Annotated in this window: 11 protein-coding genes; 5 read left to right on the forward strand and 6 right to left on the reverse strand. The window is 71.4% G+C overall.

Going from position 1 to position 18,531, the window contains the following annotated elements; all coding sequences use genetic code 11:
• Positions 1–53 precede the first annotated feature (53 nt).
• From K4L06_RS07705 to K4L06_RS07730, 6 genes are all read right to left on the reverse strand, one after another.
• A complete protein-coding gene (locus K4L06_RS07705; RefSeq protein WP_221670841.1) occupies positions 54–2,942 on the reverse strand; it encodes an ATP-binding protein in 2,889 nt (962 codons plus the stop codon).
• 7 nt (positions 2,943–2,949) lie between these two features.
• The gene (locus tag K4L06_RS07710; RefSeq protein ID WP_221670842.1) at positions 2,950–4,146 is read right to left on the reverse strand and encodes an EAL domain-containing response regulator; all 1,197 of its coding nucleotides are present in this window, start codon (positions 4,144–4,146) and stop codon (positions 2,950–2,952) included.
• Positions 4,147–4,342: 196 nt separating this feature from the next.
• Positions 4,343–4,981 (reverse strand): tetratricopeptide repeat protein, encoded by a 639-nt coding sequence (locus K4L06_RS07715; RefSeq protein WP_221670843.1) that lies wholly within the window; start codon positions 4,979–4,981, stop codon positions 4,343–4,345.
• Between the two features lie 203 nt (positions 4,982–5,184).
• Positions 5,185–7,575 (reverse strand): family 20 glycosylhydrolase, encoded by a 2,391-nt coding sequence (locus K4L06_RS07720; RefSeq protein ID WP_221670844.1) that lies wholly within the window; start codon positions 7,573–7,575, stop codon positions 5,185–5,187.
• Positions 7,576–7,858: 283 nt separating this feature from the next.
• Positions 7,859–10,534 (reverse strand): TonB-dependent receptor, encoded by a 2,676-nt coding sequence (locus K4L06_RS07725; RefSeq protein WP_221670845.1) that lies wholly within the window; start codon positions 10,532–10,534, stop codon positions 7,859–7,861.
• A 199-nt stretch (positions 10,535–10,733) separates the two neighbouring features.
• On the reverse strand, positions 10,734–11,807 hold the full coding sequence (locus K4L06_RS07730; RefSeq protein WP_221670846.1) for a glucokinase: 1,074 nt from the start codon (positions 11,805–11,807) through the stop codon (positions 10,734–10,736).
• A 395-nt stretch (positions 11,808–12,202) separates the two neighbouring features.
• On the opposite strand from K4L06_RS07730, the gene K4L06_RS07735 reads away from it, so the two are divergent.
• The 5 genes from K4L06_RS07735 to K4L06_RS07755 all read left to right on the forward strand — a co-directional run bounded on the left by K4L06_RS07735 (position 12,203) and on the right by K4L06_RS07755 (position 18,472).
• Positions 12,203–13,513: a sugar MFS transporter gene (locus tag K4L06_RS07735; protein WP_221670847.1), complete on the forward strand. Its 1,311-nt coding sequence runs from the start codon at positions 12,203–12,205 to the stop codon at positions 13,511–13,513.
• 157 nt (positions 13,514–13,670) lie between these two features.
• On the forward strand, positions 13,671–14,477 hold the full coding sequence (locus K4L06_RS07740; RefSeq protein ID WP_221670848.1) for a lysophospholipid acyltransferase family protein: 807 nt from the start codon (positions 13,671–13,673) through the stop codon (positions 14,475–14,477).
• 7 nt (positions 14,478–14,484) lie between these two features.
• On the forward strand, positions 14,485–15,474 hold the full coding sequence (locus tag K4L06_RS07745) for an alpha/beta fold hydrolase (RefSeq protein ID WP_221673560.1): 990 nt from the start codon (positions 14,485–14,487) through the stop codon (positions 15,472–15,474).
• A 119-nt stretch (positions 15,475–15,593) separates the two neighbouring features.
• Entirely contained in the window at positions 15,594–17,669 is a 2,076-nt protein-coding gene (locus K4L06_RS07750; protein WP_221670849.1) for a tetratricopeptide repeat protein, read from the forward strand.
• A 176-nt stretch (positions 17,670–17,845) separates the two neighbouring features.
• Positions 17,846–18,472, forward strand: coding sequence for a YbhB/YbcL family Raf kinase inhibitor-like protein (locus tag K4L06_RS07755; RefSeq protein ID WP_221670850.1), 627 nt, complete (start codon positions 17,846–17,848; stop codon positions 18,470–18,472).
• The last annotated feature ends 59 nt before the right edge of the window (positions 18,473–18,531 follow it).

Genomic DNA, 18,531 nt, shown 5'->3' on the forward strand with positions numbered 1-18,531 from the left:
TTGCTTTACCCGATTCCCGATTCCCGATTCCCGATTCCCGATTCCCGAACTCCTCAAACCGCCCGCCGCAAGCGCTCCAGCGCCGTCTCCAGATCGCTCAGCAGCGGCAGCACCAGGGCCCAGTCCTGCGCCCGCGCCGCCTGTTCCAGGGCTAACGCGGTGCGTTCGAGTTCGTGCGCGCCGATCAGGGCCGCGGCGCCCTTGATCCGGTGCGCCTGGCGCTGGATCGCGCCGATGTCGCCGTCGCGGTGGGCCGCCTGCAGCGCGTCGCGGTCCTGCGCCGCGGTGGCGAGGAAGTCGTCGAGCACCTCGCGGCCGTCGCCCTCGTCCTCGGCGAGCAAGCCGCGCAATACCTCTCGGTCGAGCACGTGCGAGGCGTCGGCTGCGGGTTCGTCCAGCGCGCTTTCCTCCGCCACGTCCTGATCCGGCCCGGTCTCGTCCGCTGCCGCCTCGTCCGCCGCCGCAGTGTGCGGCAGCCAATGGCGCAGACAGGCGGCCAGCCGCGCGACCGCGACCGGCTTGACCAAGTAGTCGTCCATGCCCGCACTCAGGCAGGCCTCGGCCTCGCCCTTCAGCGCCGACGCGGTCAGCGCCACGATCGGCGTGCGCGGCCGGCGCTCGCGCGCTTCCTCGCTGCGCACCGCCTGCGCCAGCGCGTAGCCGTCCATGCCCGGCATGTGCACGTCCGACAACAGCAGCGCATAGCGGCCGCTGCGCCAACGCGGCAGGGCCTCCTCGCCGCTGCCGGCCGATTCGCTGGCGTAGCCGGCCAGGGCCAGCTGGCGGGCGATCACCAAGCGGTTGGTCGGGTGATCGTCGATCAGCAGGATCAAACTGCCCTGGCGTTGCGCCTGCTCGACGTCGGGCGCCGCGCGCGCCGGCATCGCGCCCTCCACGCCGATCGGTGCCGGCGCCGGCGGCAGTTCGGCCTCGCTGGCGCGCGCCAGCGGCACCCGCAAGCGCAGGGTGGTGCCGCGCCCGGGCTCGCTGTCCAGTTCGATCTCGCCCTCCATCAGCGCCGCCAGCCGGCGGCAGATCGCCAGGCCGAGGCCGGTGCCGCCGTAGCGGCGGGTGGTTTCGTTGTCGGCCTGGCTGAAAGGTTCGAACAGATGCCGTTGCTGTTCGGCGTCGATGCCGATGCCGGTGTCGGCGACGCAGAAGCACAGCGCGTCGCGCGGCCGGCCGGCGGCGTCGGACGCGGCCTCGCCTTCGTAGCTCAGCCGCGCCTCGACCGTGCCGCGCTCGGTGAACTTGACCGCGTTGGAGAGGAAATTGCCGAGGATCTGCCGCAGCCGCAGCGCATCGGCGCGATGCGCCGGCGGCACCCGCGGGTCGACCTCGCAGTGCAGTTCGATGCCGCGGCTGGCGGCGGCGCCCAGGAACCCGGCGACGGTGGTGCGCAGCAAGGCCGGCAGCGCCACCGGCTCCGGCGCCAGCTCCAGCCGGCCGGCCTCGATCTTGGAGAAGTCGAGGATGTCGCCGATGATCTGCAGCAGCGAGTGCGAGGATTGCTGGATCACCTCCAGCGCATGCCGCTGCTCCGGATCCAGGCGCGAATGCGCCAGCACTTCGATCATGCCGGTGACGCCGATCATCGGCGTGCGGATCTCGTGGCTCATCGCCGCCAGGAACGAGGACTTGGCCCGGCTCGCGTCCTGCGCCCGCGCCTCGCTGACCCGCAGCTCGCGCTCCAGCCGCTTCAGCGCGCTGAGGTCGGCGGCGATCAGCAGCAGGCCGGGGCGGTCGTCCTCGTCGGCGGTGGCCGAGACCGCGACCAGCGCCGGCACCCAGGTGCCGTTGCGGTGGCGCAGGCGGATCTCGCGCGGCGCGGCGCGCGATTGCGCGAGCTCGCGCAGCGCGGTCCAGTCGGCCGCCACCGGCCGGCCCAGGCGCGCGCCCAGTTCGGTCGCCAGCGCGCGCAGCGCGCGGCCTTCGAACACCGAATGCAGGTAATCGCGGCCGATCGCCTGTTCGGCGCGGATGCCGAGCAGGCGTTCGGCGAACGGATTGATCAGACTGAAGCGGCCCTGCTCGTCGACCGCCAGGATCGCGGTCTGCGCCGCTTCCAGCAGCGAGCGCTGGAAGCGCTCGCGCCGCTCCAGCTCGGCGCGGGTGCGCTCGTTGCGGATCAGCTGGCCGGTCAGCTCGGTCTCGAAGCCGAGCACGTCGCGGCGCATGTCGATGAAGGCCTGCATGACCGCGCCGAGTTCGCCCGGCGGCAGCTCGCCGGGTTCGGCGGTGTAATCGTGCTCGCGCATCCGCCGCGCCAGCCAGGTCAGCCGGACCACGCCGCGCGAGGCGTTGCGCAGCACCCGCTGGCCGACCAACGCCGCCAGCAGCAGCGCCGCCAGCGACACGCCGATGCGCAGCAGGCTGACCCGCTCGCTGCGGACGATGTCGGCGCGGACCACCGCGTCGGCCTGGATCAGCTCCAGGTCGGAGATGGCCTGCAGGCGCTGGGTCAGCGGGTCGATCGACGGATACAGGCGGGTGTCGGCGAAGCGGCCCAGCGCCGGCAGGTCGCGTCGGCGCAGGATCGCCTGCAGTTCGGCCGCGGCGGCGTCGGCGCGGTGCCGGGCCTGTTCGGCGGCGCGCAGTTGGTCGTGCTCGATCGCGGTATGCGGCAGGTGCTGCAATCGCCGCCAGCCGCGGTCGATGCGCTGGCGCGCGTCGTCGACGCGGCGCAGGCCTTCGTTCCAATCGACCAGGCCGTTGCGTACCCGGAAGGTGGTGTCGACCACGTCCAGGCCGTAGGCATCGGAGACGGTCTTAAGCAGGCGCAGGCCGATCAGGCCGTCGTCCTTCAGCGCGTGCAGGGTTTTGCGCGCCCGGTACTGTTCGAACTCGTCGATCGCCAGCACGCTGGCGCCGGTCAGCAGGAACAGGCCGAACAGGCCCCACAGCTGGTGGCGCACGCTGATCCGGTCGAGCCAGGCCAGCATCGCCGCCTCAATGCTCGGGCCGGCGCCAGCGGCCGAGCAGGGCCGGCAGTTCCGCGCCGGGCACGGCGTCGCCGATCAGCCGGCCCTGGGCGATGGCGCAGCCCAGGTCGGCCAGCATCTGCCAGTCCTCGACCGTCTCCACGCCCTCGGCGACCGCGTCCAGGCCGAGCTTGCGCGCCAGGTCCAGGCTGGCCTCGACCACCGCCCGCTTGCGCGGCTGGTGGGCGGCGCCGGCGACGAACTCCTGGTCGATCTTGAGTTCGGTGAACGGCACCTGCGACAGCTGCGACAGCGACGACCAGCCGGTGCCGAAATCGTCGATCGACAGGCCGAACCCTTTCAGCCGCAGCCGCGCCAGCACGCCCAGGCCGCGCGCGACGTCGGCGATCAGCGAGCTTTCGGTGAGCTCCAGCACCACTTCGCCGGGCTCGACCCCGGCCTCGCGGACGATGCGCTGGTAGCGATCGGCGGCGCCGGCGTCGTCGAGCGCGGTCGCCGGCACGTTGACCGACAGCTTCAGGCGCAGGCCCTGGCGCTCCCATTGCCGCTTCCAGGCGCAGGCGGCGGAGAGAATGCGCTCGGTCAGGCCGTCGAGCAGTTGCAGCTCTTCCAGCACCGGCATGAAGTGCTGCGGCATCACCACCCGGCCGTCGCTGCGGCGCCAGCGCGCCAGCGCCTCGACGCCGATCGCCCGGCCGTTGCCGAGTTCGACCTGGGGCTGGAACCAGGGCTGGATGTCGTTGTTTTCGAGCGCGGCGCGGGCGCTGTCGGGGCTGATCTCGCCCGGGTCCTCGTCGGCGGCGGCATCGACGGCGTGGTCCAGCCCGGCCAGGGCCTGGGCCAGCTTGGCCCGGGTCAGCGGCTTGGGCACCGCTTCCAGCACGTGCAGGCCGCAGGCGCGGGCCATGGTCTGGACGGTGTGCAGCAGGGCGGCGTCGAGCGCGCTGGCGACCAGGATCGAGCGCGCCAGGTGTTCCTGGGCGAGGTGGTCGATGAACTCGATCCCGTCCATGCCGGGCATGTCCAGGTCGACCACCACCACGTCCGGCGCCTGCGGCAGCGCGCGCAGCAGGCGCAGCGCGGCGTGGCCGTCGCCGGCTTCGTGCAGGCGGGCGATGCCGAGTTCGGCCAGCAGGCGCAGGGCCATGCGGCGCTGGAAGCCGTGGTCTTCGACTACCAGGACGCTCAAGGCCGACAGCGGCATGCGATCCCTCGGCTGCGTTTACGGCGGCAGACCGAGTCCCGGGAGCGGGCATCCGGCCGCGAACGGCAGACTGTAGCCGTGTCTGCGGGATCGGCGGAGCGCGCGGCGACGAACGGTCGCCGCCCAGATTACGCGCCGCCCGGCGGCGGCGCGTGAAGTCCTGCCGGCGCCGGGCGCGACGGCCCGGCGCGGCGGCTCAGGGCCAGCGCGGCGGGTCGGCCGCCCAGGCCTGCTGCACTTCGGCCAGGGTCGCGCGTTCGGCCTCGCGCCACTGCGGCAGCAGCTCGGCATAGCGCGCGGTGCCGCGCCACAGGTCCGGCTCGGTGCGCACCGCGGCGGCGTACCACTGCAGCGCCTCGTCCTTGCGCCCCAGCTGCCACAGCGCCACGGCGAAGGTCGGCGGCATCCAGGCGGCGCTGACGCTGCGCGCGTTGTGCAGCGCCGTCCACTGCTTGAACGCGTCTTCGTAGGCGCCGGCGCGGTACAGGTCCCAGCCGTAGTTCCAGTTGATCGCGCGCCACAGGCTGCTGCCGCTGTCGGCGTCGCGGAACGCGCGCGCATACAGCTGGCGGCCGACTTCGGCGCGGCCGGCGGCCATCGCCAGGTGGCCCAGCTGGGCCGCCTCGGCCGGGGCGTTGGCCTTGCGTTCGAGGGTCTTGGCCAGGCGTTCCATCGCCGCTTCGCCGGTTTCGCGGATCGCGAGCACCGGCTTGGTGGTCTGTCCGTCCACGTCGAAATAGAACTCGACCGGCTTGGACAGGGTCTGGGCGCCGGCAGCGCCGGACACGAGGGCCGCGGCAAGCGCCGCCGCCAACAACGAGTTGCGGATGAGCATGTAGATCGAATCCCCCTGGCTACCCGCACATGCTAACCGCTGCACAGCACAATCCATGAACGGGCGCACATAATTCTTTGACATAACCTGGCAGCCGGCCTGTTTGCGGCCGGCGTTTTCGCGTATTTGCGCGGCACCGCTCATGCGGCCCGCCTGTTCATCCAATCAGCGCCGCCGTCGCCGGCGGCGCAGGTCGCTCGCGCTCAACCGCCCGGACGCAACACCACCCGGTCCAGCGCCCACAACGGGTCGTGGCCGCCGCTGGCGAAGACCAGGCACAGGTTATGCCGGCCGCGGGTCTTCGGCAGCGCCGCCTTCAGCACGCTGAGCCCGGCCGAGCCGCGCGCCGGCGCCAGCGGCAGGCGCGCCACCGGCTCGCTCTTGCAGTCGTCCAGCCGCACCTCCAGCGCGCCGCCGAGTTCGGCCTTGCGCACCACGATGTTCTTGGTGTCGTGCCAGAGCTGGAAGTTGTACGGCAGCTGGCCGACCCGGACCTCGATTTCGCCGATCCCGTCCAGCGCGGCGTTGGGGTAGATCCAGCACGGGTCGATCAGGTTCACGGTCAACGCCGCGCGCTCGCCGTCGCCGCGGCCGTCGCGCGCGGCGTCGTCTTCCACCCGCAGGTTGTAGCCCTCGCGGCACGGGGTCAGCGCGGCGCTGCCGAGGGCGCCGAACTCGGCGGCGTCGGCGATCGGGTAGCGGCGCGGCGCCGACACCGGTTGGGTGTCGAAGAAGGTCGTGGCGACCAGGTCCAGCGGCGCCTTGGCCGGCAGCGGCGCGGTGTAGACCGGCGAGTTCGCGTCCGGCTCGCGGCCGTCGGTGCGGTAGCGGATCTGGCCGAAGCCGGTCTGGTTGGACAGGCGGATCTGCGCCGGCGCGCCGGGCTCGGCGGCGAGTTCGAACTCGACCGCGTAGGCGGCGTCGCTGGCGCCGACCCGCTGCGCCCGGTAGCGCGCCAGCTGCGGCACCAGGCGGCGCTGGAAATCGTTCCAGTCGCGCCCGGCCTGTGGCGACCACACCACCTCCGCCAGCGCGTCCAGGCGCGGATACAGCGCCAGCTCGACCCGGTCGAAGCCGCGCTTGTGCTCGCTCCACAGGTTGGCCTGGGCGCCGATCACGCGCCGGGCCTGCTCGCCGCGCAGTTCCTCCGGGATCACCTCGAAGCCATAGAAGTCCTGCAGGGTGCTGACCGGATAGCGGCCGCTGGGCTCGTCGTCGCGATCGCTCTGGACGTAGTCCAGGTACAGCTTGCGGTCCGGCGACAGGATCACGTCGTGGCCTTCGCGCGCGGCCTCGACCGCGCCCACGGTGCCGCGCCAGGACATCACCGTCGCGCTGGCCGGCAACTTGCCGCCTTCCAGGATCTCGTCCCAGCCGACCAGCACCCGCTGGTGCGAGTCCAGGTGCTGGCCGATCCGGCCGACGAACCAGCTCTGCAGCGCCATCTCGTCCTTCAGGCCCAGCGCCTTGATCTTGGCCTGCACCGCCGGCGAAGCGATCCACTGGTCCTTGGCCGCTTCGTCGCCGCCGATATGGATGTACTTCGACGGGAACAGGCCGACGACTTCGTCGAGCACGTTGCGCAGGAACTCGAAGGTCGAATCGTCGACGCCGTACAGGTAGGTGTGCACGCCCCAGTCCGGCGACACCGGCGGCGCCTGCTTGACCACGTCGCGCACGCCCAGCTCCGGATACGAGGCGATCGCCGCCTGGGCGTGGCCCGGCATCTCGATCTCCGGCACCACGGTGATGTGGCGCGCGGCGGCGTAGGCGACCACCTCGCGGATCTGTTGCTGGGTGTAGAAACCGCAGTAGGGGCGCGGCTTGCCGTCCTCGCCGCGGCCGGCGGCGCCGGCCGGGATGCGGCAGCCGCCGACCTCGGTCAGGCGCGGGTAGCGCTGGATCTGGATCCGCCAGCCCTGATCGTCGGTGAGATGCCAGTGGAAGGTGTTGAGCTTGTGCAGCGCCATCTGGTCGATCACCGACTTGACCTCGTCGACGCTGCGGAAATGGCGCGCGACGTCGAGCATCAGCCCGCGCCAGGCGAAGCGCGGCGCGTCCTCGATGCGCTGCGCGGCGATCGCGGTCGGGCCCTGGCCGCCGGCGGCGGTGGCCAGTTGCCACAGGCTGACCGCGCCGTAGAACAGGCCGGCGGCGGCGCGCGCGCGCACCTGCACGCCGTCGGCGCGCACCTCCAGCGCATAGGCTTCGTCGCCGGCCGGCGCGGCCGGGTCGATGGCGAACGAGATCGTTCCGGCGGCGGGCGATGCGGCGGTATCGATCGCTGGAGCGAAGCCGCGCGCTCGCTGCACGCGCGCGGCGAAGTCTTCGGCCACCTGGCGCGCCGCCGGGTCGCCGGCGGCGACGCTGAGCCGGGTCTGCGGACCGAATACGAAGCGGCCCTGGCCCGGCACCATCTGCGCCGGCCGCGGGATCAGCGCGCTGGGATGGGCGGCGGTGGCGACCGCGGCATCGGTCGTCGCGGCGGCGGGCCGGGCGGCGGCGGGCGCGTCGGGATGGGCGCCGTTGCAGGCGGCCAGCGCCAGGCTCAGCGCGGTAGCAGCGGTGCAGGTCCAGGCGGTGCGTGTCTTCATCGTCTCAGAGTCCTTGCGGCGCCCTCGCGCGGCGGCGGCGCGAACGGGCGATCAGTGGCGTGGGGCGTGGTCGGTCGGGTGGCGAGCGCGGCGACCCCGGCCGGGCCGACGCGGATGAAGCCCGCCGCGCGGGAAAAACACCGCGCGCGGCGCCAGGCCGCGCGATCGGCGGATAACGCAAGACGCCGGCACGGGGCCGGCGTCTTGGGTCGAACGCTGCGGACGATGCGGCGGCGCGAAGCCGCCGCATCGGCGCTTACGGCTCGGAGGAGCCGGGCGGTGCTCAGAAGTTGAACCGGAACGTGGCCATGTAGCGGCGGCCGCTGTGGTACTTGCCGACCAGCTTGTCCTTGCTGCCGGAGTACTGCACGTACTCCTCGTCGAGGATGTTCATCGCGTCGAACGACACGCCCATGTTGTCGTTGAACTTCCAACCCACGCTGGCGCCGAGCTCGGAGTAGTCGTCCACGCTCGCCGGCGCCGCGCCGGCCACGTAGCCGCCGGCCAGGTAATGGCTGCGCCAGTTGTAGGACAGGCGCACGCTCAGCGGACCCTGCTCGTAGTAGGGGCTGATCGCGACGCTGTCGCGCGACTGGTAGGGCAGCGGGTCGCCGGTGTTGTTCTCGCCGTCGGCGTAGGTGTAGTTCGCGGTCAGGCCGAAGCCGGTGTCGGCGAACGGCTGCTGGTAGCTTACGTTGAAGCCCTTGACCTTGCCCTTGCCGGCATTGCGCGGACGCTGGATGTCGTAGTCGCAATAGCCGTCGCTGGTGCAGCCGTGGAAACCGACCAGGGTGGCGTCGAACAGCGCCCGGTTGGTGTCGCGGATCGAGTTGTACTGGCGTTCCACCCGCGCGGCGCTGTCGATGTAGTTGTCGATGTCCTTGTAGAACACCGACGCCGCCAGCACCGCCTGTTCGGCGAAGTACCACTCCACCGACAGGTTGTAGTTGGTCGACTCGTACGGCGACAGCTCGGCGTTGCCGCCGCTGCCGTTGTAGGTGGTGTCGTTGAGGAAGGTGTTGTTGACCATCTGGTTGTACGGCGCCCAGGCGATCACCTTGGCCGCGCCGAAGCGGAACAGCAGGTCGTTGCCGGTGTCGTAGACCACGTTCACCGACGGCAGCAGGAAGTCTTCCTTCTTCGACTTGGTCTGCCACTTGCTGGCCAGGTTGGTCAGCGACGGCGCGCCGCCGTAGACGAAGCCGCTGGCGTCGGTCTTGGATTCGACGTAACGCAGGCCGAAGTTGCCGCGCCAGGCGCCGGTGGCGAAATCGGCCTGGACATAGGCCGCGGTGTTGGTCTGCTCCAGCGCCCAGGTGTTGTTGAGGTAGCCGGCGGCGTCGGGAGCGGCGAAGTTCAGCGGGCTGCCCTTGACCCAGTCGAGCACGTTGCCGCGGCCGACCTGGATGTGGCGGCCGTGGTCGTTGCTGAAGCCGCGGATGTCGGTCAGGCCGGAGGTGCCGACGTCGGCCAGGGTGCCGCGGTTGACCGGGCCGTAGATGTTGAGTTCGAACGATTCCTCGTGCTTGGCCCGGCGCACGCCGAACTGCAGGTTGTTGATCGCGCTGTCGAACTCGACGTTGAAATCGATCTGGCCGTAGGTGTCTTCGCTTTCGGTCGAGAACACGCCGTTGTTGCCGAGCCAGCCGGTGGCCAGGCCGCCGGCCGGACCCCAGTTGGCCGGATTGCGCGCCGCCGCCGGGTCGTCGAAGGTGATGCCGCGGTTCATGTCCCAGCTGAAGCCGCCGTTGAACACCGGCTCGATGAAGTACTGGGCCAGGCGTTCGTTCTCGGACTTGCTGCGGCCGATCTGGCCCTTGAAGCCCCAGTTCTCGGCCTTGTACGCGGTGCGCAGGTCGATGCCCTTGGTTTCGACTTCCGATTCGCGCACGTTGTTGTCGTACAGCACGGTGCCGCCGGTGGCGTCGGTGTTGCGCACCGAGTGGCCGCTGGTGACGATGCCGTTGCGCGCGTCGCCGAGGCGGTCGACCGCGGCGCGGGTGTTGTCGTTCCAGGTCAGGAAGGAATACAGCGACTGGTTGTAGTTGTCGAAGTTTTCCTTGATGTACAGGCCCTGCAGGTTGATGTCCCACTCGTCGCTGGGCTTGAACTGCAGGTTGACCACGGCGCTGTCGCGCTTGCGGTGCTGCTGGAACCAGGCGGCGTTGATCGAGTTGGGCACTTCGGCGTTGGGATCCAGGCCGGCGCGCTGGGCGTTGGCGAAGTCGGAGACCTTGGCGTAGCCGAACACCTCCATGCCCTGGCGGTCGACCTGCTCCTCGTAGTGCTGGGCCGAGACCGCGACGCCGAAGGTTTCCTCCGGGTTCTTCCAGCTGTACAGCACCGAGCCGCTCGGACGGCCCTTGCTGCCTTGGTCGCTGTAGTTCCAGCTGACCGAGCCGGCGATCGAGTTGGGGTCCAGGTCCAGCGGCTGGCGCGTATGCATCAGCACGGTGCCGCCGAGGCTGCCTTCGGTCAGGCGCGCTTCGGAGGACTTGATCACTTCCAGCCGGCCGAGGATTTCCGGCGCCAGCAGGGTGTAGTCGAAGCCGCGGTTGGGCTGCTCGCCGTACAGCCAGATCGCCTGCGCGACCGGGTGGTTGTCGAGGAAGCTCAGGTTGAGGCTGGGGTCGGTGCCGTCGATGCTGACCCGTTCGCCCTGGCCGAAGCGGCGGTCGAGCGACACGCCCGGGATCTGCGACATCGCCTCGGCGACGTTGGTGCTGGCGAACTTGCCGATGTCTTCGGCGGTGATCGCCTCCGACACGGTCACGTTGGCCCGCTTGGTGTCGAGCGACTTCTCCAGGCTGGCACGGATGCCGGTGACGACGACGGCGTCGAGCTCGGTGGCGTCGGCGCCGGCGGCCGGAGCCGTGGCGTCCTGGGCCATCGCCAGGCCCGGGCCGAAGGCCAGGGCCGCGACGATACTGGCCGACAAGATGGTCTTGCGCGCTTTCATTACTGTTCCTCCCTCGGGCGGTGATGGCTCGGCGATCGACCGTGCAGCCGGTTCGTCGCGAAGTCCGGTTGTGTTCTTTGATTTGCTGCCGTGCCGGTCGCGGCGCCGCCGCTTCCGCTTGCTGCGTGTTGCCGCCTTCGATGCGAGGCCGCGATGACGCGCGCACGCGCCGTGGGCGCGTGCGCCTGAGGCCTTGCGCCTACTGCGTTTGCTGTTGCCGTCCCGACGCTGCGGGCGCGTTCGCGCCGCCGTCGGAACCGTTGTCGCCGGATTCGTACTGACCGTGTTCCAGGTACCAGCTCGCCGCGCCGATCACGCCGAGCCGTTCGTTCTCGATCAAGCGCACCGGCACGCGTTCCATCACCGGCCGCATCGCGCCCTTGTCGAGCATGCGGGCGTGGAATTGGCTGTCGGGCAGGAAGTCCTTGAGCTGCGGCAGGATGCCGCCGGCGATGAACACCGACTTGGCGCCGGCGATCGTCGCCAGGTCGCCGATCACGCTGCCGAGCAGGGCGCAGAAGGTCAGCACCGCTTCGCGCGCCAGCGCTTCGCCGCGCCGCGCCGCTTCGGTGATCGCCGCCGGCGCGCGCAGCGAGGGCTCGACGCCGTTGAGCGTGCACAGCGCGCTGTACAGGTTCACCAGGCCGGGGCCGGAGACGAAGTATTCGGTCGGCACGTGGGTCTGGCCGCGTTGCTGGGCCAGGCGCAGCATCTCGACTTCGCGCGCGTTGCCGGGCGCGAACGCGGTGTGGCCGGCCTCGGTCGGCAGGATCACCGTGCCGCGGCCGTGCGGGATGCGCACCGCCGCGCCCAGGCCGGTGCCCGGGCCGATCACCAGGGTCGGGCCCGGCGCCGATTCGCTGACCCCGGGCGTCAACAGGGTCGAATCGCCCGGCGCCATGCATTGGGCGGCGTTGGCGTTGGCCTGGAAATCGTTGATGAACAGGACTTCGCGCAGGCCCAGTTCGCGCCGCAGCTCGGACAGCGAGATCCGCCACGGCAGATTGGAATTGATCACCTGGTCGTCCAGCACCACGCCGGCGCAGGCGATCACCAGGCGGTCGATGCCGACCCCGTTGCCGGCGATGAACTCGGCCAGGATCGCGGCCAGGCTGGGGTAGTCGGCGCACACGTACTTGCGGTGCGCGAGCACGGCCACCGCCGATTCGGCGCCGGTGCCGGGACGGACCAGGCCGACCCGGGTGTGGGTGCCGCCGACGTCGGCGGCGATGAACTGGGTGGAGGCCGGATTCAGCCGGGCGGGAGCGCTCATGCGGCCGCTCCGGCGGCGCGCTGCTGCGCGTCTGCGTCGTTCAAGCTGCGTCCCCGCGGGGACATCGACGTCCCGTACCAATCCCACTGCATGCGCCCTCCACGGCCGTCGGTTCCCCTGGCGGCGCCGAGAGTGCGATGCGTTTGACAACGTTGTCAACAAGTTCCCGCGAAATTGTCATCGCGACACAAAAATGGCCGGATCGGGCCGTGCTAATTGATGCGGCGCAACATGACGGCGCGCGCCTGAGATCACGGTTTGGCAGGGGTTTCGCCCTCGCGTCTGGCGTCGGCGGAAAAGTTGTGACAACGTTGGGCCGACGCTTGTCGTACCGGTCAACCGGAGCGGCCGCGCGACGTGGCGGGCGGTACCCGCCTCTCTGGGAGGGGAGTCAAATGTCGGTTTCCAACGCCAGCGCTCAGCCGCGGTATCTGGGTTCGATCGCGATCATCGGCGCGCTGTTCTTCGTATTCGGCTTCGTCACCTGGCTCAACGGGCCGCTGATCACCTTCGCCCAACTGGCCTTCGATCTCGACGAAGTCGGCGCGTTCCTGGTGCCGATGGCGTTCTATCTGTCCTACTTCTTCCTCGCCCTGCCGTCGTCGGCGATCCTGCGCCGCACCGGAATGAAGCGCGGCATGGCCCTGGGCCTGCTGGTGATGGCGATCGGCGCGGCGGTGTTCGGCGAGTTCACCACCCAGCGCTGGTATCCCGGCGCGCTCGGCGGCCTGTTCGTGATCGGCGCCGGCCTGGCCGTGCTGCAGACCGCGGTCAATCCCTACATCAGCATCCTCGGCCCGATCGAGGGCGCGGCGCAGCGCATCGCGGTGATGGGCATCTGCAACAAGATCGCCGGCATCCTCGCCCCGCTGGTGCTGGGCGCGCTGGTGCTGCACGGCATGGGCGACCTGGCCGCGCAGGTCGCGGCGGCCGATCCGGCGACCAAGGCGCAGTTGCTCGACACCTTCGCCGCCAGCATCCACGGCCCGTATCTGCTGATGGCCGGCCTGCTCGCCCTGCTCGCGGTCGGCGTGCTGTTCTCGCCGCTGCCGGAACTGCGCGCCGAAGAGGTCAACCGCGGCCCGGTCGACGGCGGCGGCCGCGACAGCCTGCTGCAGTACCCGCACCTGTGGCTGGGCGCGCTGTGCATCTTCGTCTACGTCGGCGTGGAAGTGATGGCCGGCGACGCGATCGGCACCTACGGCCAGAGCTTCGGCCTGCCCTTGGACAAGACCAAGTTCTTCACCTCGCTGACCCTGGGCGGGATGCTGGTCGGCTACGTGGTCGGCCTGATCGTGATTCCGCGCTTCATCTCGCAGGAGCGCTACCTCAGCGTGTCGGCGGTGCTCGGCGTGCTGCTGACCATCGGCGCGTTCGCCACCCACGGCTATGTCTCGGTCGGCTTCGTCGCCGCGCTGGGCTTCGCCAACGCGATGATGTGGCCGGCGATCTTCCCGCTCGGCATCCGCGCGCTCGGCCGCCATACCGAAGTCGGCTCGGCGATCATGATCATGGGCATCGCCGGCGGCGCGGTGATTCCGCAGCTGTACGCGGTGCTCAAGCAGCACATGGACTTCCAGCTGGTGTTCCTGCTGCTGATGGTGCCGTGCTACCTGTACATCCTGTACTTCGCCCAGGCCGGCCACCGGGTCGGGCTGCGCCAGCGCGCCGCCGCCGCGAACGCGGCCGTGGCAGCGCCGAACTGAAGCCCCGCCGGGCGCCGGGCCGGCCCGCGACGGGCCGGCCGGCCGCCGCGGCGCCGGCAGCGAACGCCCGGTCAACTATTCACCGCGGCGCGCGGTTCGCGCCCAAGCGTGAAATCGCCGCTGGCTGCCGACCCGACGCTTCGGTATCGTGCACACAATGAATGCGCCGCCTCCCCACGCCGGCGCGCTCGCGCCCTCCGGGGCGCCGACCGCGCGCGCGCTGCGTTACCTGATCCGTGTGCCCCTGCTGCTGTGGCATGTGCTCGTCCACCTGCCGCTGGTGTTGCTGCTGTCCTCGCCGCTGACCGGCCGCATCCGGATCGGCGCGGAAAGCCTGGAGCACCGGCTGATCCGGGCCTGGTCGGCCGGGCTGATGCGGATCTTCGGCTTCCAGCTGCGCCGCATCGGCACCCCGCTGCCGGGCGCGACCTTGTTCGTGGCCAACCACGTCAGCTGGGTCGACATCGAGATCCTGCACAGCCAGCGCATGATGGGCTTCGTCGCCAAGCGCGAGATCGCCGGCTGGCCGGTGGTCGGCTGGCTGGCCGCGCGCGGCGAGACCATCTTCCACCGCCGCGGCAGCACCGAATCGCTGGGCGGGGTGCTGCACGAGATGCTGTCGCGCCTGCGCGCGGGGCGTTCGGTCGGCGTGTTTCCCGAAGGCGGCACCCGCGGCGGGCGCGAGATCGGCCCGTTCCACGCCCGCATCTTCCTGGCCGCGGTCGAGGCCGGGGTGCCGGTGCAGCCGGTGGCGCTGCGCTACGGCGAGGGCGGCAGCGCCCAGACCGTGGTCGCGTTCCAGGACAAGGAAAGCTTCTTCGCCAACTTCCTGCGCCTGCTCGGCGAACCCGGCCGGCTGGCCGAGATCCATTTCCTGACTCCGATCGGCCCGGGCGAGGCCGACGGGCGCCGCCGCATCGCCGAACTGGCGCGGCAGCGCATCCTCGAGGCGATGGCGGGCTGAGGCCGTGCTGACCGCCTCCGACTACGCGCCGCCGCGTTGGCTCCGCAACGCGCACGTGCAGTCGCTGCTGGGCTCCAGCCCGTTGCGCCGGCGCCGCGCCGAACAGCGCCTGGCGCAGGCCGGCGCGAGCACCGAGTCGCACCTGATCGAGACCGCCGAGGGCGTACGCCTGCACGGCCTGCACAGCTGGATGCCCGGCGTGCGCAGCCGCGGCCTGGTGCTGCTGCTGCACGGCTGGGAAGGCAGCGCCGAATCCAATTACATGCGCCTGACCGCGGCGCAGCTGCTGGCGCGCGGTTTCGAGGTGTTCCGGCTCAACTTCCGCGACCACGGCGACACCCACCACCTCAACGAAGGCCTGTTCCACTCCAACCGCATCGACGAGGTGGTGCAGGCGGCGCTGGAAATCGCCCGGCGCTTTCCCGGCCGGCCGTTGTCGGTGGCGGGCTATTCGCTCGGCGGCAACTTCGCCCTGCGCCTGGCCTTGCGCGCGCCGCAGGCCGGCCTGGAGCTGACCCACGTCGCCTCGGTCTGCCCGGTCCTGGACCCGGCCCGGACCATGGACGCGATGGAAGCCGGCCTGCCGGTGTACCTGTGGTATTTCGAGCGCAAGTGGCGCGGCTCGCTGGCGCGCAAGCGCGCGCTGTTCCCGGCCCTGCACGACTTCGACGACCGCACCCTGGGCCTGAGCATGCGCCCGCTGACTCAGTGGATGGTCGAGCGGCATACCGACTTCGGCACCTTGGACCGCTATTTCGACGGCTATTCGATCGCCCGCGAGCGCCTGGCCGCGCTGGCGGTGCCGGCCAGCATCCTGATGGCCGCCGACGACCCGGTGATTCCGCTGGCCGGCTTCCGCGAGCTGGTCCTGCCGGCGCATGCGCGGCTGGAGATCGCGCCCTGGGGCGGACACTGCGGTTTCCTCGAGAACGCGAGCCTGGACGGTTTCGCCGAGCGCTGGATCGCCGACCGCCTGGCCGCCCTCGCCGCGGCTTGAGCGCGGCCCGGAGAACGGTGCGCGCCCGCAGCCGCGCGACAGAGTCGGCGGACGGGTCCGGGGAAATGGGCCGCGGGGCCCCTACAATGGCCGGTCTACCCTCAGCCGAAGCAAGCGCAATGTACGAACCCATCCTCGAGGCCCTGCGCCGCAGCGACGCGGCCCAGGCCGTGATCGCGGCCGAACAGGCCGTGGCCGCCGATCCGCAAGACGTCGGCGCGCACCGCCTGCACGCCGCCGCGCTGCGCTTGAACGGCGACCCGGCCTCGGCCCTGGCGGCGCTGGACCGGGCCATCGGCCTGGCCCCGGAGGATGCGCAACTGCATCTGGAGCGGGCCGGCGCCCTGCTCGACGGGCGCCAGCTCGACCAGGCCCAGGCCGCGCTGGCCCAGGCCATCGGCCTGGACCCGAACCAGTTCCCGGCCTACGTCATGCGCGCCCATCTGGCGATCGCCCGCGGCGATTTGGACGAGGCCGAGCGGCTCGGCCGCACCGCGGCGCGGATCGCGCCGAACCACCCGCAGGTGGCGGCGGTCGAGGGCGCGCTGGCCCTGCATCGCGGCGATCCCGACCGCGCCCTGGCGGTGCTCAGCCACGCCGCCGAACTGGCCCCGGACGACTCGCAGATCCTGCACAGCCTGGGCTTCGCCTATTTCGCCAAGGGCCACTTCGCCTTTGCCGAAGGCGCCTTCGCCAAGCTGGCCGAGCGCTATCCGGAACAGAGCTCGCTGCAGTTGCTGATCGCCGACCTGCTGCGCCGCCAGGACCGCTTCGCCGATGCCGCCGACCGCATCGCGCCGCTGGCCCAGGCCGCCGACGCCGGCTTCGGCGTGCAGCGCTGGGCGGGCGAACTGGAGATCGACGCCGGCCGGCCGGAACGCGCGCTGCCGCTGCTGCGCGCCGCGCTGGCCGCGCATCCGCAGGATCCGCGCACGCTCAACGCGATCATGGAAGCCTGGCGCCGCCTGGGCGATATCGAGGACGCGCGGCGCACGCTGGAGTCGGCCCTGGCCACCCACGCCGACCAGCCCAACCTGTGGCGCGCGCGCCTGGCGCTGGAGCCGTTCGCCGGTGCCGAGGCGCTGGCGGTGGTCGAGCGCTGGCACCAGGCCATGCCGCAGTACCTGGGCGCGCTGGAAGCGCGCGCGGCGATCCACGACCAGCACGGCGAGCACGAGCAGGCCGAGGCCATCGCCCAGCGCATCGTCGAACTCAGCCCCGGCGACGCGCGCGCGGAAATGCGCATCGTCCAGGGCCTGGCCGAGCGAGATCCCGACGCCGCGGTCGAGCGCATCGAGCGCCTGATCGCGATGGCCGCCGACCCGCTGGTCAAGCGCGAACTGCGCCAGCTGCTGGGCCGTTCGCTGGATCTGGCCGGCCAGCCCGCCGCCGCCGCCGCGACCTGGGCCGAACTGCACGCCGAAGTCGCCGACCAGCGCCTGCCGCGTAACGCGATCAGCGCGCGCGGCAGCGACGAGTGGCCGGCGCTGGCGCCGATCGCCGACGGCAGCCGCGGCATCCTGCTGCTGTGGGGCGCGCCGGGCTCGCAGATCGAGCGCGTCGCCCAGGTGCTGCGCCTGGCCGGCGCGCCGCTGCTGGTCGATCGTTTCGGCGCGCAACCGCCGACCGATCCCTTGCAGCGTTACGGCACGGTCGACGAACTGGTCGCCGGCAAGCTCGATCCGGCCTTCCTGGCCAAGCTCTACCGCGCCGCCCTGCCGGCGCGCGGCGCCGCCGACGGCCCGGTGTTCGACTGGCTGCTGTGGTGGGACAACGCCCTGCTGCGCGCGCTGCGGCCGAACCTGGCCGAGGCGCTGTTGCTGATCGCGGTGCGCGACCCCCGCGACATGCTGCTGGACTGGCTGGCCTACGGCAGCCCGACCCCGTACGCGCTGGAGACGCCGGAAGCCGGCGCGCGCTGGCTGGCGCGCCTGCTCGAGCAGATCGCCGACCTGCACGAACGCGAGCTGTTCCCGCACGCGCTGATCAAGCTCGACGAGATCGGCCAGGATCCCGGCGCGATCGCCCAGACGATCGCCGACACCCTGCGCGTGCAGATCTCGCTGCCCGAAGGCGTCGGCCTGGGCGGCGAACGCTTGCCGCCGGGCCGTTGGCGCGAGTACGGCGAGGCGCTGGGCGAATGCTTCGCCGTGCTGACCCCGGTCGCGCGCCGGCTGGGCTATCCCGAGCAGTGATCCGGGCCGCCGCGCGCGTTCGCGCGCGCGGCCTCGGCGTATCGTCGATGCCCTGAGCGTCGTGTCTTGGCGCGCCGCGATCCGGGCGGCGCGAAATACTTTCTTGCAAGCGGTCAGCTCGAGAGTCGCCTGCTCAAGAGCCGCCGTCTCAAGAGCCCATGTCAGGAGGAGTTCCGATGCGCATCCACAGCAACAGCTTCGAGCACGGCCAGCGTCTGCCGGCCGAGTTCGCCGCCGGCCAGGCCAGCGGCGACGGCTACGGTTTCGCCGCCAACCGCAACCCGCACCTGGCCTGGGACGAGGTGCCCGCCGGGACCCGTTCGTTCGCGCTGATCTGCATCGACCCCGACGTGCCGACCGTGGCCGAGATGGTCGGACGCGCCGACGTGCAGATTCCCGAGCACCAGGTGCGTGGCGATTTCATCCACTGGGTGGTCGCCGACCTGCCCGCCGAGCTGCGCGAGATCGCCGCCGGCGGCTGCAGCGACGGCGTGGTCGCGCACGGCAAGCGCGATCCGGCCGGCCCCGCCGGCTCGCGCCAGGGCCTGAACGACTACACCGGCTGGTTCGCCGCCGATCCGGACATGGCCGGGGATTGGTACGGCTACGACGGCGCCTTCCCGCCGCCGAACGACCTGCGCCTGCACCGTTATTTCTTCCGCCTGTTCGCGCTCGACGTCGAGCGGCTGGAACTGGATCCGCGCTTCACCGCTGCGGACGTGTTCTACGCCATCCAGGGCCACGTGCTCGGCCAGGCGACGACCTACGCGACGTATTCGTTGAATCCCGCGGTCGCGGGCTGAGCGCGGCAGGCCGCGTCGAAGCACATTCGTCGCGGATTGCGGCCCGGCGGCGGCCGGCT

Source organism: Lysobacter sp. BMK333-48F3 (assembly GCF_019733395.1).
In the GTDB taxonomy this organism is placed as follows: domain Bacteria; phylum Pseudomonadota; class Gammaproteobacteria; order Xanthomonadales; family Xanthomonadaceae; genus Lysobacter.